The sequence below is a fragment of the Chryseobacterium metallicongregator genome (genome assembly GCF_031324065.1).
In the GTDB taxonomy this organism is placed as follows: domain Bacteria; phylum Bacteroidota; class Bacteroidia; order Flavobacteriales; family Weeksellaceae; genus Chryseobacterium; species Chryseobacterium metallicongregator.
The window spans coordinates 77,653-91,727 of sequence record NZ_JAVIXS010000021.1; the positions used below are offsets into that span (position 1 = coordinate 77,653).

Consider the following 14,075-nt stretch of genomic DNA (forward strand, 5'->3'; position numbering starts at 1 on the left):
TTATAAATAGCAAAATTAAAGGTTCACTTGTAAACTCCCAAAGGAAAAAGGATTTTATTTTTAATTGTTCTAATTATAATTAATATCATTTTACTTATAAATCCTTTTTAAAATTGTAACAGGCTTACATTCAGATATAAATATAAAAGCATTCTATAATTTATTTTTGTCTGTATGAAAAAAGTCATGTGGAAAGCAAAACATTCCGCTAAAGCATATTCGTCCTATAGATCTAAAAGAAAGAATCAGCTATTAAATAGCTGATTCTTGTAATTGAGTAATTATTAATCTTTCTTTTCCTCTATCATTTAATAAGCTAAAGAAATTCCTGCTCCCCATCCCATATCACTGTCATAGTGGGCACGAATACTTACATTTTTATTAAGAATATACTTCAATTCGGTCATGTATTCTTTGTCGGTATTGACCATAAAACCTCCTCTCAAACGTTTTGAGATTGGAATGTCTTCCCTCATCAACTGTAAACGAACAATACCGTCATGATATACTTCTGCCTGAAAGTTCACAAGCATCGGAAGAGTATACACAAAACCTAAGCTGACCGCTCTTCGGGTATCTTTTTCGTTCTTTTGTCCAAAGATATTTTTCTCCTGTTCATCAATTCCCATTTTTCTATAACGGAAGTCGAATCCTACAAATGGCATAAACCACTGCATCTTCCCGATGTATCTTCCCAAATGCGTTTCCACTTCATATCCGTGCATATCATTATAACCTAAACGCCATTCTGTAGAGAGGTTCCATCTTGCGGTCTGAAGCATTGCATCCCCGTCATTTCCATTGGTTGCAAAGTCATTCTGAATCATAAAATGAGGCATATTGCTTTCTCTCTGAAGCATGTTATAGGCTTCTTTTTTGTCTGGTAAATAAGGATTTTTATAATCATCTACCGCAAAAACCCTGTTCATTCCTGCCATCATATGATAAAGGATATGGCAGTGGAAGAACCAGTCTCCTTCTTCATTAGCCTGAAATTCAATTGTATCGGTTTCCATTGGCATAACGTCCAGTACATTTTTCAGAGGAGACTTTTCTCCTTTGCCATTAATTACCCTGAAGTCAAAACCATGTAAATGCATCGGATGCCTCATCATGGAATTATTATAGATAGTGATCCGTAATATCTCTCCTTTTTTTACAGGAATTTTATCGGTTTCAGATAAGATTTTATTATCCATACTCCACACATAGCGGTTCATGTTTCCGGTGAGGGTAAATTTTAATTCCTTTACGGGAGCATCTTTAGGAAGTTCTGTGTTATAAGGAGATTGCAGCATGGCATAATTTAGGGTTTTAATACTTCCTAAAGCATTGGCATTATACCTGTTGCTATCCATATTCATTTCCTTATCCATTCCTTTATCTGCACTCATATTGTGCTGGCTGTGATCCTGTTTCTTCTTCCCTTCACCTGTGATCTCAGGGTACATCACCACATTCATATCCATTTGATTAAGGCTCATTTTCATACCCATATCATTCAGGTCTCCATTCATTTTCATCATGTCATTCATCATTTTCATTCCTTCAAAGTATTTAAGTTTGGGAAGAGGAGAAATGAGTTGTTTGATTCCATTACCAACGAAGTAACTTGCAGATTGGGTTCTGTCTTCTGTAGTGGCTAAAAATTCATAGGCAACACCATCCTGAGGAATAGTTACTACGACATCATAGGTTTCAGAAACAGCAATAATCAGTCTGTCTACTTCTACCGGTTCCACATCGTTACCATCATTGGCCACAACGGTAATTTTACCTCCTGCATAACGTAACCAAAAATAGGAAGAGGCTCCTCCGTTTGAGATTCTTAAACGTACTTTATCTCCTGCTTTTAGTTTTTTGCCGTGCACAGTTTTTAAATCTGTACTGTTATTTCCATTGATTAGCACTTTATCATAATACACATCACTTACATCCATGGCCAGCATGCGTTTCCATTCATTAGTCAATTTTGTTTTAAAGTGACCTTCCTTAATGGCTTCCACGTAAGACTGTGTAGCGTTTTTTTTAATGGCCGCCCAGTCATTCGCGTTATGCAGCATTCTGTTGATATTATCCGGATTCAGGTCCGTCCATTCGCTTAGAATAATAGGAACGGTCGGCAGATCATCAATCCCTTTTCTGAAGGTTTTGTCATCTTCTCTTTTTTTCATGATGAAGCTTCCATACATTCCAATCTGCTCCTGAAGCCCGGAATGGGAATGATACCAGTGTGTTCCGTGTTGAATAATCGGGAAACGATAGGTATAAGTAGCTTCTGGCTTTATAGGTTTTTGCGTCAGCCAAGGCACTCCATCTTCTTTATTGGGTAAAAATACTCCATGCCAATGCAGTGATGTACTTTCTTTCAGCTGATTGTGGACTACAATTTCTGCGGTATCTCCTTCTGTAAAGGTAAGCGTAGGCATTGGTATCTGTCCGTTAACAGCGATGGCTCTTTTTTCTTTTCCGGCGTAGCTGACCAGTGTATCTTTTACATACAACTCATATCGTACTACTTTCTGTGCTAAAATCCCTTGCCAGCAGAAAAAAATCAAAACCGCCTGAAGTAATCTTATGTTGATATTCTGAGGTATATTCATTGTATTATTTTTATTCATAAACTTTGCTCTGCTCTTTTAACCATTCCGTCATTATTTTAATTTCGTCATCACTCAGTTTTGCTTTTCTGTGCATTAGAGTGTAAGACGACAATGGCATTTGTCTGTTTATAATCTGTTCTTTTATTGAATTCAACAATCTTTCCTGCTTCCGGTTGGAATAGGTTTCCCATTCACTGAAATTCAGGTCATTTTTCGCCTCTTTAATATGGTTTTCTACAAGTAATCTTGCAGGCTGTATATAATCGTACCAGACATAATCGGTGTTATTACTATGACAGTCATAACAGGAATTCCGAAACAACGTTTGTACTTCAGCCGGCATTTTATATACTCTTGTAAAATCTTTTGTAACAGCCTTTCCTTTATCCATATTAAAGGCGGGCTGATACAGTTGTATTGCAATAAAAAGAAACAGAACAAATACCAAAACTCTTTTCAGTATTTGTTTCATTCTCAGAACTCTTTTTTCACAGAACCACAGCTCAACATCTGATTTCCATAATAAGGATTTTTGATGGCTTTGGTTTCACTGATCCATACCGCTCCTTTCCCGTCATTATACATTGGGCAATAATCCTGATACAGTTTTTGTGAACTGCCAAATAAGGCAATAAGATCCGAAACATCCTTACTTAAAGAAGCCAGATGCTCGCGCTGATGATCAATTTTTCCGGCATTATCACCGATATGTTCAGCGTTTTCCTTTGCGTTGTCTGCTATTTCCTGATATTCTTTTTGTTTCCCGGAAGGAATACTTTTCACATCCACATTCTTGATAGTCGCCAGCAATTTTTTTCCTGCATTGGCAGCTCCTTTGTCATTGTCTGCAACAAGTGCATTTTTAAGGGCTAAATAATCTTTAACAATAGGTTCAATGCTAAAGTTTTGGGTTTGAGTCTCTGTTTTAACCGGTTCAGTTTTCTGAGACTGAGCACTTACCGGTTTAGCAGAAACAACTGAATCCTGTAATGATGATGTCTTTGTTTCAGATACGGATGCGCTGTCCTGTGTTTTTAGCTCAGTGTTTTTATTTGGAGATCTTTTGCAGGAAATTACGGCTGTTAATATGATGATTGATACTATTATATGTTTCATTGTATTGATATTTGTCTATTAAAGTTTCTTATTATTGATTGCTGATGGTTTCCTGAACACTCCCGCAGGTAAGCATTTTAGAACCGTAAAATGGATTTTTGATGGATTCTTCTTTACTCAACCAGTTTGCTCCTTTTCCATTATTAAACATTGGGCAATGCTGATAATACACCGTTTCGCTCTGTTTTGAAACTTTTGTAAGCGCGTAGATATTTTCAGACAGAAGCGCAAAAGTGCCTCTCTGTTTTTCAATGTCTTTAGTAGTTGCTATCTTTTCTGCCTGTGCTGTCAGTTCTTTTAAAACTTTCATCCAAACGGTATGTTCTTCATTGGAAAGTTTTCCCATTTCAACATTCTGAATGGACTTTACCAGAGAGGAAGCTTTAGCAGATGAGGTTCCTGCATCAGTATTTACCAGTGCATCTTTTAAAGAAAAATAATTGTCAAAAACTGCTTTAAGCTGAGATTCGTTTTTATTTTCAGAAGTGTTGGCCTGAATCATTTTGCTGTGATCATGATTGGAGTGTCCATTATTCATATTCATCTCCTGATCTTTATTCATACTGGCCGGTTTTAGCTCTCTTTTGTATTGGCAGCAGCCTGGTAGCTTACTGTAAGCATCGTCCGGAGCTAAGAATTTTTCACTGTCATAACCAGCTAATGCAATTCGCTTTAGTATTTCTTCCTGATTTGTTTTTTGGGCATCATAATTCAGGGTAGCCATTTTTGTATCTTCATTCCATTCTACAGATGAAATATTTTTTAGATTCCCGGCTTTTTCGATATTGATTTTACACATATCACAGTTGCCATATACTTTTACCTTCTCTGTCTTTGCATTTTTTATCTGTGCAAAGCCTATGGTGTATGATAGTAATACAGTGATTACCATCAATATTTTTGATAATGATTTCATTTTTTGATTTTTAAAAATTGATAATTGGAATACAACAGATTGTCCGAAAACAAAAGTTTGCTTTCGACAAGACCTATTTCTGGCTGTACGGCCAGGTAATTATCCTATTTTGGGAGGTTGCCAGATAGAAGAAAACCCTGAAGAATAATAGGTTTGAGTAAAACTAAATTTAAGTTTCATTTCTTCTCTGAAATGATTTTTGATTTTCAGATCGGCCATAACAGGAAGTCCTGTTAATGAGATCACAGTTCCGCATCGGCAGGAATTATGTTTGCATTTGCCATTGCAGTCATTATGGTCTTTATCTTTTTTACAAAAACCGGGTTTACAGCAGAATTTATCTGATAAGCTGCTTGTCTGACACTTATAACCTAAAGTTTGATCCTTTTTTATATCTTTCTTTGTGCACGCAAATCCTAAGTTCGGTACTAAGAAAAGCACCAGACACAGGATAAGAGTGTGACCGATATGTTTGTTATAAGTTTTCAACCAAACAAAGTTACAATATTTATCATTTACATCTTTTTTTATAAAATAATTTTTATAAAATTTTCTGCAAGTTTATATTATTTATAAGAAACACAATGTATCCCTGAAAAGAAAATTCCTCAGGGAAAGCTTGCAACAAAGGAATTTATCTCATCATAGAATAAAAAAAACCGGTACAAAAAAAATTGTACCGACTCAACCATTATTAAAAACTAACGAAAAAGATTATTGGTCTGAATACTGAAAAAAATAAGTGTGAGTCAGGAAGCCGGATGCCAGAAAGAGAAAGCTCCTTTTGGGGGTAATTATGACCGTCATTAGATTAACAAGGATGAAATGTATCTATGAGCGTAAAGTATTAAAATAAATCACTTCAGTTCTTCTTCAATACAAGGAACATCCCTCCTCTGACATCCATTCTTCCTTCCCACAATCAATTTTTAACCTCTTCAGATTGTATAATCCTATTATTTCTTTATAAATCTATTTTTATATTCTGTTCCATCTGTGCTTTTAGAAACAATGATATAATTTCCTGGTACCAGACCACTTACATCAATCGCCTGGTTATATCTGTGATCCGCTTTCTTCAGGACAAGTTTTCCAGACATATCAATGATGATAACTTCCTTATAGACTTTATCCGATTCTTTCCCAATGTAAAGATGCTGCGCCGTAGGATTAGGATAAATTTTCAGATTATTATCTTTTATTTTTGTCTCTCCTGTTCCCAAATTGCTGCAGAATTCCCAATCTCCGAAATTCAGTTCCACAAATGCAAACGGGTCTAACATCTCACACTGATCCGGACAATATTCCGTACAGGCATAAAATCCGTATTTGCCTGAGCTGGTTGCCACATAAGTATCTCCTACTACTCCCGGGATAATGCAAGGATCCCCCACTACCGGCGGATTACTGCTTGGCACACATCTAAACCAGGTATGTTTACCATATACAACAGGAAAAATATTATCAAACTGTACAGAAGCTCCGTTGCAGACATTCACTGTTCCCGCATTTTCCTGATATGTTCCAGGCGTATAAGTGGTCATCATAGCCGGCAGACCATATACAAAACCATCTGCAAATGCCGTAGGACTTTCTGCTGTACAGTCGCCCTCAGAAACCACTACTTTAAAATAATTCAACTGATCGTTCCCACTAATAGTTAACTGTTGAGATGTTGCTCCCGGAATAGCTACCCATGGGTTATTATTAGGTGTCTGCCATGTCCATTCCTGTTTGTACCACTGATACGTTGTATACGTCTGTGTCGTGGAAAGAACCTCATCTTCAGTACTACAGAATAAAATCGTTCCCGGATACTTTTGTCCAAGTCTTGCACTGGTAATTGTGGGTGTACATTGTGCTTTAATATTCAGAATGCTGAATAGTACAGCCACTAAAAAAATTAGTTTTGTTTTCATATATATAGATTATTAAGTTTGGTGTTGTAAAAATGGTGTGCCTTAATCCAGCAGCACTCTGATTCCGAATTTCATATTAAATTGAAGAGGTTTTTCTTTGTAAATGGTATTGGGAGCATTTTCTTCTTTAAAATGGTACCCTATTCCCGGTTCTGCATAAATTCCGACTTTATCAATAAGTTTTAACTGAAATCCTACAGCTGTATTGACGGAAAACTGCAAAGGTTTGGGCTCCACACGTTCTTTTGAGGACTCCTTAATTTGATCATCGACAACATAAGTTGTTGTAATATTACCTGCTATTGGTTTTTCTACCAGCGCTCCAGCTGTAATATATCCTGTGAATTTCCCTTTTTGAATGACGTTATAATTAACCTGAACAGGAATTCCTATATAATGAACTGTCTGATCTCCTTTAATATAATTATTGTCACTTCCCGAATGCAGTTCTGAAGACAGCTTGGTATAATTCAGCCCTGTTCCTATTCCCCATCTTTTTCCCCAATTATAGTAAACAGAAAGTCCGAACGTCACCGGTACTTTATGTCTGATTCTCGCTTCTACCGGCTGACTTTGATTGGCCAATAATATGGCCGTCAAAGGATCATCATGATATTCAGAAGTAGCCCATACCTGATCAACATTCATTGCTTTTCCAGTGATTGAAGCATAGCCGGGAAACTGCTGTTCTGCAGAATTGGAACCCATATTTCCTGTAAGCATACCTAACATCCAGGACTTTTTATCCCTGGATTTTGTGGCTTTACGCTGTGTATTTTCTGCATAGGCTTCCTTTACTTTTTCCTGATTAAAGAGAACCTCATCAGAAACCTTTTCTTTTATAGTTTCTTTCACGGTATCATCAATAACTGATGTTTTCTGGGCGATCTTACTTTCCTGCTCAAAAGACTCCGATGCTGTCGGAAGCTTGAAGACATCCTGGATCTTCTGATTGCTTCCAGCCTGATTTTCTGCTCCATTATCAGCATATCTTTGTGTCAACGTTTTCTCCGAAGCACTGGTGTTCAATATATTTTCAGCTAAAAAATCATCTATTTTTGATTTTATTTCACTGCCTGAAATATTCTCATTTTCTGTAGTTTTTACATAACTTTTTCCCTTTTCTCCTTTCACATCTGCCGGTTTCTGAGACAGAGTTTTTCCGGTATCATTCTGGGGTAGTATTTTGGTCAGCAAAAACAATAATGCAATGGCCGCTGCAATCCCTCCAACGCGATAAAATATGGATCTGTTTCCTGCATTTGTTCTCATTTCTTTCTTTGCTCCCTCTTCATGAACCTCAGGAATAAATCCGGGAATACTGTTATTTTCTTCTCCGGAAAATAATTCATCTTTAATGTCATCCCACAACCCTTCCGGAACGTCCTCTTCATGGTCATCCATTCTGCTTCGCAGATTATTTAGCCATTCGTTATTCATATTGTGCTTTTTTTGACATTTTAAATTCTTTTACTTTCTGAGCAAGCATTCCTTTTGCCCTGTGAAACTGAGATGCAGAAGAGTTTTCTGCAATCCCCAGCAGTACGGCAATTTCTTTATGGCTTTTTTTCTCAAACACATACAGATTAAAAACAGCTCTGTAGCCATCAGGAAGTGCTCTGATCATCATCATAATATCTTCACGGGGAATCTCTTCAAAATCCGGTTCTTCTTCATTAGGAATATCTGGAAGGTCATTTACTTCTACAGCAGATTTAAAGTTTCCTTTCTGCTTTATATGCTTCAACGATTCATTGACTGTGATACGGGTCATCCAGGCTTTTAGAGAACCGTTTCCTCTGTACTCAAAAGATTCTATCGAACGGAACATTTTAATAAAACTGTTTTGGAGCACATCATGAACATCTTCTTTTTCTGTCAGATAACGAGAGCATACATAGGACAGATTTCTGGAATAAGCTCCAAAAAGCTCTTTCCAGGCAGCTTCCTCCTTCATCAGAAGGTGCTTTACCAAAATCTGTTCTTTACTTTCTTCCATATAATGCTGCTGCCTCCGTATCCACTGGGATGTTAAACTGTCAAGCAAAAATAGATTGCATCTTTTTAATAAGGCGCAATCCATTGATGATAATATCTATTAATTAATTTTTTATACAGAATGGAAAATTATAATCAATCACCTCATAAGGAGTAATCAATGTACCATCTACTGTAATTTTTTCTGCTGTGAGAGCATATCTAAGCGTTTGATCCAACCCTACATAATATCCTTTCTGCTTAGAAACAAATTCTACCACTGTCTTTTTATTCACACCGTCTACAGGAATCTGAAGTTCCATTGCTTTTGGGGTCAAAGTAAGCTCTATCACATTATTCGAAGTATTGATTACTGCAGCATATTTAACCTCATATTTCACTTTTCCAAGTGTTTTTATGGCATTTTCTGCTTTTACAGGATCTTTCACCACAGTCTTTACAATTTCACTTATTGGAAATTCTGCAAATGAGATGGTGTCTTTCTTTACTTTGAACTCTTTTACTCCTTCTCTTTTGATATTTCCCTGTACAATAATCAGTTTTCCTTTATAGTTACCTGGTAAGTTTTCTATTTTTACAGGTGGAATATCCGGTCCTTCATTATCATTACATGAGTATAGGGTAAATCCTACTAAAACCATTAAAACTGTTATAAAAAATCGGGGTACTGTCAATTTTTTCATTGCATTACATTTTCGTTAAACATTAATTATTTTCGAGTACTCATCTATATAAATCCTGTTTTCTGAAAATCTTGCGTACTTTTTTTAAAAAAGAATAAAAAAAATCATAACACCTTGATTTTGTGAATATAAAATTTCATCATCTCATTGCAAATTCCGTACCTGTTATAAAAATGAAGCTCTATCTGTCTTTTATAAACAGCAAAAAAGGAAACTATATGACATAGCTTCCTTTTCGTTATTTACCTGTTGTATTTTATTGTACTCCACCGCCAAGTGCTCTGTAAAGATCTACCTCAGCATTTAATTTTTCAAGGGTGACGTTGATGGCTTCCAGATCATTCTGAAGTTTATTATTCTGGGCAGTAATGACTTCAAGATAGGTTGCCATTCCACTTTTATACAGCTTCAGCGCATCATTGATTCCTTTGTCAAGAATAGCTGTTCTCTGTTCTAAAAGGTGTAATCTTTCTGAAGAACCTTTAGATTTCGCCATAGCATCGGAAACTTCTCCCACCGCATTCATTACTGACTGTTTAAAGTTGATGCCCGCTTTTTCCTGTTCAATTAAAGCAGTATCATAAGCTGTTTTCAACTGTTTTTTCTGAAAAATCGGGGCAGCAAGATTGGCAGCAATTGCTTTGGTAATAGATCCGGGAATATCAAACCACGAGCTGAATTTATTGGAATTCACTCCTATCTGCGGGCTCAGGCTGATACTTGGATACATTGCGGCTTTTGCCAATCCGGTTTTTGAGTTGAGGCTAATTACGTTAAACTCTGCCATTTTTAAATCTGGTCTACGGCTTAGCAATTGTGCAGGTAATCCTTCTGACAATTTGTTTTCAGGAATCATTGTTTTCAGATCTCCTTCTCTTTCTATTCCGGTAGGATATTCTCCACAAAGAATACTCAAAGCATTTTCCTGGATAGAAATATTCTGTTTTGCTAAAGGAATCAGCAATTCGGCTGTTTTTTTCTGCGCTTCCGATTGCTGAACAGCTAATGAATTAATCTGCCCTGCTTTAAACTGAAGATTCATCATTTTAAGTGTATTGTCACTCAATTCAATATTCTGTTCGGCTATTTTCAGCTGTTCATCAAGACTGATCAGATTATAATAAGCCTGAGCTACCTGGACTACGATTCTGCTTTTGATGGCATTTAAATTTTCTTTTTGTCCAAAATATTCTGCTGCTGCAGATTCTTTCTGCATTTTAGCTTTACCCCAAATGTCTACTTCCCAGGAAAGCCTCAGGGCAGCGCTGAAATCATCCATATATTTTGTACCGACAAACTGTTCGTTCAAAGAGCCGTTAAGCGTATTGGTGGAAGCCCAGCTTCTGTTGGCTCCTGCTGTAAGATCTAATGTTGGCATCAACCCCAGCTTAGCTTGTTTATAAATCAGATCCAGCTGTTCTATATTTTTCAAAGCGACATTTACTTCATTATTTCTTGAAAGGGCTTTATCTATTAAGCCTATCAATTTTGGGTCTTTGAAGAATGTCTTCCACGGCAGTACCACAGTATCTCCCGTTACCTGCACATGTTCTTTGTAAGTTTCAGGAAGCTGAAGATCTGTTCTTGTATATTTTTTCCCTACGGCACATGACATCAGTAGTGATACCATTGCGCCTGAAATAAGGAAATTCTTTATATTAAATATTCTCATTTGTCAATTGATTTTCTATTGTATTATACTTCTTTTTGGTAGAGAATTTCTCATCCAGATACTGAAAGAACATGTATAGTACAGGAATTACAAAAACTCCTAAAACCACTCCGCTCAGCATTCCCATGGCTGCACTTGTACTGATGGATTTGTTTCCGGAAGCCATTCCTCCTGTGGAAATCATCAGTGGAATCATCCCTACAATAAATGCTAATGAAGTCATGATGATCGGACGTAATCTCGCCTTTGCTCCTTCCAATGCAGAATCCAGAATCGAAAGACCTGCTTTTCTTCTTTGTATGGCAAACTCTACAATAAGAATCGCATTTTTAGCCAGCAAACCAATAAGCATAATCAATCCTACCTGCACATAGATATTATTATCCAGTCCGATTGCTTTTATTCCTAAGAACGCACCTACAATACCCGTTGGGATAGAAAGCATTACCGCCAGAGGAAGAATATAACTTTCATATTGAGCTGCCAGTAGCAGATATACAAAAAGTAAACACAGCCCGAAGATGGCAATTGTTTGATTTCCTGCGGACTTTTCTTCCAGACTCAATCCTGTCCATTCATAACTGTAATCAGATGGTAATTTGCTTAAAGTCTGTTCCAGTTTACCCATCAATTCTCCGTTACTTACTCCAGGTTTTGGAGACACGTTGATATTTAATGAATTGTAAAGGTTGTATCGCTGAACGGATTCCGGACCGTAGACTTTTTTCAAAGTAATCAATGTATTCACCGGAACCATATCTCCCTTTTCATTCTTTACGAAAATATCATTGAACGCCTGCTCGTCCATTCTGAAAACTCCATCTGCTTTAATATTCACTCTGTAGAACTTCCCGAATCTTGAGAAATTCTGAGACTGGTCTCCTGAGAAATAGGTCTGAACAGTTCCCAACAGATTTGAAATGCTTACTCCCAGTTGTTTTGCTTTGTCTTCATTCACTTCAAGCTCCATCTGGGGATAATCTGCTCTGAACATCGTGTAGGCAAATGCTACTTCCGGAACCTGCATCAGCTGACCGATCAGTTCATCTGCTTTGGCTTTAAGAACCTGAGGATCTCTTCCCATGCGGTCCTGAAGCACGATTTCGGCATCATTCGTCATTCCGTATCCTTCTACCGGAGGCATTCTGAAGGTCATTACACTTCCTTCTTTGATCACTCCCAGTTTTGCATTCGCCATGTCAACCACTTCCTGAATATCCTGAATCTCACCTCTTTCTTTCTTGGGTTTCAGTTTAACGAATCCCATTGCATAAGCAGGTCCCGCACTGTTACTAAGCAGGTTATATCCGGTAATGGAAGTATTTTCCTGCACGGCTTCTACTCCTTTTAAGATTTCATTGATCTTGTTGGAAACTTCGGTCGTTTTGGTTAATGCTGTCCCAGGAGGCATGCTTAAAGTGTACATGAAGAATCCGTCGTCTTCCATTGGTACAAAACTCTTAGGCGTGCTTGACATCAGCCATCCTGCAACACCAATAACGGCTACAATTAATCCTCCTGCAATCCATTTTCTTCCTATTAAAAAGCGTACTCCTTTTGCATAACGGTTAGTCATATTATTGAATCCAGCATTGAATGCTACCGCAAATCTTTGCCCGAATCCCTTTGTTTTTTTACCTTCTCCTGAGTGATTGTTTTTCAAAAACACGGCACACAAAGCCGGAGTTAAAGTCAAGGCATTAACTGCAGAAATAATAATTGCTATGGCTAATGTATAGGCAAACTGCTTATAAAACAATCCTGCAGAACCGGACATAAACCCGATGGGAATGAATACTGCCGACATCACCAATGTAATAGAAATAACCGCTCCTGTAATTTCACTCATCGCTTTGTGGGTAGCTTCTCTTCCTGAAAGGTCTGTTCCTTCCATATTGCTATGAACGGCTTCCACCACTACAATGGCATCATCTACTACAATACCGATGGCCAGTACAAGGGCAAAAAGGGTCAGTACGTTGATCGTAAATCCTAAAACCAGAAGGAAGAAGAAGGTACCAATAATCGCTACCGGAACTGCTACTGCCGGAATAATTGTTGATCTGAAATCCTGCAAGAAAATAAATACCACGATAAATACCAGAATAAATGCTTCTATCAAAGTAGATTTCACCTGTCCTGTAGCCTCATCCAATCTTTCTTTGGTACTCATTACCTTGGTGTATTTGATACCAGGAGGGAATGATTTTGATAGTTGATCAAGCGCTTTGTTTACCCCAATTTCAATCTGATTGGCATTGGATCCTGTGGTTTGCATGATGGCTACAGTAACCGCATTTTTCCCATTGGAAAGGTTGTCTCCCGTATTTGAAATGGCTCCGAATTCTACACGGGCTACATCTTTTAACCTAATAACCTGGCTTCCTGTATTTTTAACGATAATACTTTCATATTGTTCAGGCTTGTTCTTTTTTCCTTTGTATCTGATTACATATTCTAAAGCAGCATCAGATTCTTCTCCCAGTTTACCCGGAGCAGATTCCAAACTGTGGTCTGCAATGGCTCTGGAAACATCCGCCGGTTCAAGTCCGTACGAGGACATTTTCTGAGGGTTAAGCCATATTCTCATGGAATAATCTTTCAATCCGAATACCATGGCCTGTCCTACTCCTTTTACTCTTTTAACCTGCGGGATAAGGTTGATATTCGCATAGTTCTGAAGGAAAGTTTCATCGTACTGTTTATTATCTTCAGTATAAATATTGAAAATCAATACCATACTGTTCTGCTGCTTTGAAGTGGTCAATCCCATTCTTACGACCTCCTGCGGAAGGATCGGAGTGGCCTGCTGCACTCTGTTTTGTACATTCACAGCAGCCTGATCGGCATTCACTCCCTGTTTGAATATAATGGAGATGGAAAATGTACCGTCATTACTTGCGGTAGACTTCATGTACTCCATATCTTCCACTCCATTGATCTGTTCTTCCAGCGGAGTTACCACGGAACGAATCACGGTTTCACTGTTTCCTCCGGGATACGATCCTGAAACGGTAATCGTAGGCGGAGAAATGTCCGGGAATCTGGTCACCGCCAACTGGTTTAATCCTATAATCCCTAAAATGACGATGATCAGGGATATTACCGTCGCCAGTACCGGACGGTCTATTATCTTTTTTAACATTTTTGAATTTTCTAAGAATGGTT

General features: G+C 37.6%; 11 protein-coding genes. All 11 read right to left on the minus strand.

Annotated features, from left to right (window positions below; genetic code table 11):
• Window positions 1-308: 308 nt before the first annotated feature.
• Window positions 309-2,603: a multicopper oxidase domain-containing protein gene (locus REB14_RS22625; RefSeq protein WP_309523362.1), complete on the minus strand. Its 2,295-nt coding sequence runs from the start codon at window positions 2,601-2,603 to the stop codon at window positions 309-311.
• A 10-nt stretch (window positions 2,604-2,613) separates the two neighbouring features.
• Window positions 2,614-3,075 carry a heme-binding domain-containing protein gene (locus REB14_RS22630; RefSeq protein WP_309523363.1) on the minus strand — a complete coding sequence of 154 codons (462 nt, stop codon included), beginning with the start codon at window positions 3,073-3,075 and terminating at the stop codon, window positions 2,614-2,616.
• Window positions 3,076-3,077: 2 nt separating this feature from the next.
• Window positions 3,078-3,719: a DUF3347 domain-containing protein gene (locus REB14_RS22635; RefSeq protein WP_099049869.1), complete on the minus strand. Its 642-nt coding sequence runs from the start codon at window positions 3,717-3,719 to the stop codon at window positions 3,078-3,080.
• 31 nt (window positions 3,720-3,750) lie between these two features.
• Window positions 3,751-4,635, minus strand: a complete 885-nt coding sequence (locus tag REB14_RS22640; RefSeq protein WP_309523364.1) for a DUF3347 domain-containing protein — start codon at window positions 4,633-4,635, stop codon at window positions 3,751-3,753.
• Between the two features lie 99 nt (window positions 4,636-4,734).
• Window positions 4,735-5,124 carry a hypothetical protein gene (locus REB14_RS22645; RefSeq protein ID WP_309523365.1) on the minus strand — a complete coding sequence of 130 codons (390 nt, stop codon included), beginning with the start codon at window positions 5,122-5,124 and terminating at the stop codon, window positions 4,735-4,737.
• A 467-nt stretch (window positions 5,125-5,591) separates the two neighbouring features.
• Window positions 5,592-6,554 carry a T9SS type A sorting domain-containing protein gene (locus REB14_RS22650; protein WP_309523366.1) on the minus strand — a complete coding sequence of 321 codons (963 nt, stop codon included), beginning with the start codon at window positions 6,552-6,554 and terminating at the stop codon, window positions 5,592-5,594.
• A 42-nt stretch (window positions 6,555-6,596) separates the two neighbouring features.
• On the minus strand, window positions 6,597-7,994 hold the full coding sequence (locus tag REB14_RS22655; RefSeq protein ID WP_079243780.1) for an outer membrane beta-barrel protein: 1,398 nt from the start codon (window positions 7,992-7,994) through the stop codon (window positions 6,597-6,599).
• Window positions 7,987-8,553, minus strand: coding sequence for an RNA polymerase sigma factor (locus REB14_RS22660; RefSeq protein ID WP_309523367.1), 567 nt, complete (start codon window positions 8,551-8,553; stop codon window positions 7,987-7,989). The genes REB14_RS22655 and REB14_RS22660 overlap by 8 nt, the downstream gene beginning before the upstream one ends.
• Window positions 8,554-8,656: 103 nt before the next feature.
• Window positions 8,657-9,235 (minus strand): DUF4840 domain-containing protein, encoded by a 579-nt coding sequence (locus tag REB14_RS22665; protein ID WP_079243778.1) that lies wholly within the window; start codon window positions 9,233-9,235, stop codon window positions 8,657-8,659.
• A 256-nt stretch (window positions 9,236-9,491) separates the two neighbouring features.
• A complete protein-coding gene (locus tag REB14_RS22670) occupies window positions 9,492-10,907 on the minus strand; it encodes a TolC family protein (RefSeq protein ID WP_079243777.1) in 1,416 nt (471 codons plus the stop codon).
• The gene (locus tag REB14_RS22675) at window positions 10,894-14,052 is read right to left on the minus strand and encodes an efflux RND transporter permease subunit (RefSeq protein WP_309523368.1); all 3,159 of its coding nucleotides are present in this window, start codon (window positions 14,050-14,052) and stop codon (window positions 10,894-10,896) included. Before REB14_RS22675 ends, REB14_RS22670 begins: the two co-directional genes overlap by 14 nt.
• Window positions 14,053-14,075 lie beyond the last annotated feature (23 nt).

Excerpts from the sequence above, each read along its gene's own strand:
- REB14_RS22625 (WP_309523362.1), bottom strand. The coding sequence starts at position 2,603 with ATGAATATACCTCAGAATATCAACATAAGATTACTTCAGGCGGTTTTG.
- REB14_RS22630 (WP_309523363.1), bottom strand. The coding sequence starts at position 3,075 with ATGAAACAAATACTGAAAAGAGTTTTGGTATTTGTTCTGTTTCTTTTT.
- REB14_RS22635 (WP_099049869.1), bottom strand. The coding sequence starts at position 3,719 with ATGAAACATATAATAGTATCAATCATCATATTAACAGCCGTAATTTCC.
- REB14_RS22640 (WP_309523364.1), bottom strand. The coding sequence starts at position 4,635 with ATGAAATCATTATCAAAAATATTGATGGTAATCACTGTATTACTATCA.
- REB14_RS22650 (WP_309523366.1), bottom strand. The coding sequence starts at position 6,554 with ATGAAAACAAAACTAATTTTTTTAGTGGCTGTACTATTCAGCATTCTG.
- REB14_RS22655 (WP_079243780.1), bottom strand. The coding sequence starts at position 7,994 with ATGAATAACGAATGGCTAAATAATCTGCGAAGCAGAATGGATGACCAT.
- REB14_RS22660 (WP_309523367.1), bottom strand. The coding sequence starts at position 8,553 with ATGGAAGAAAGTAAAGAACAGATTTTGGTAAAGCACCTTCTGATGAAG.
- REB14_RS22665 (WP_079243778.1), bottom strand. The coding sequence starts at position 9,235 with ATGAAAAAATTGACAGTACCCCGATTTTTTATAACAGTTTTAATGGTT.
- REB14_RS22670 (WP_079243777.1), bottom strand. The coding sequence starts at position 10,907 with ATGAGAATATTTAATATAAAGAATTTCCTTATTTCAGGCGCAATGGTA.
- REB14_RS22675 (WP_309523368.1), bottom strand. The coding sequence starts at position 14,052 with ATGTTAAAAAAGATAATAGACCGTCCGGTACTGGCGACGGTAATATCC.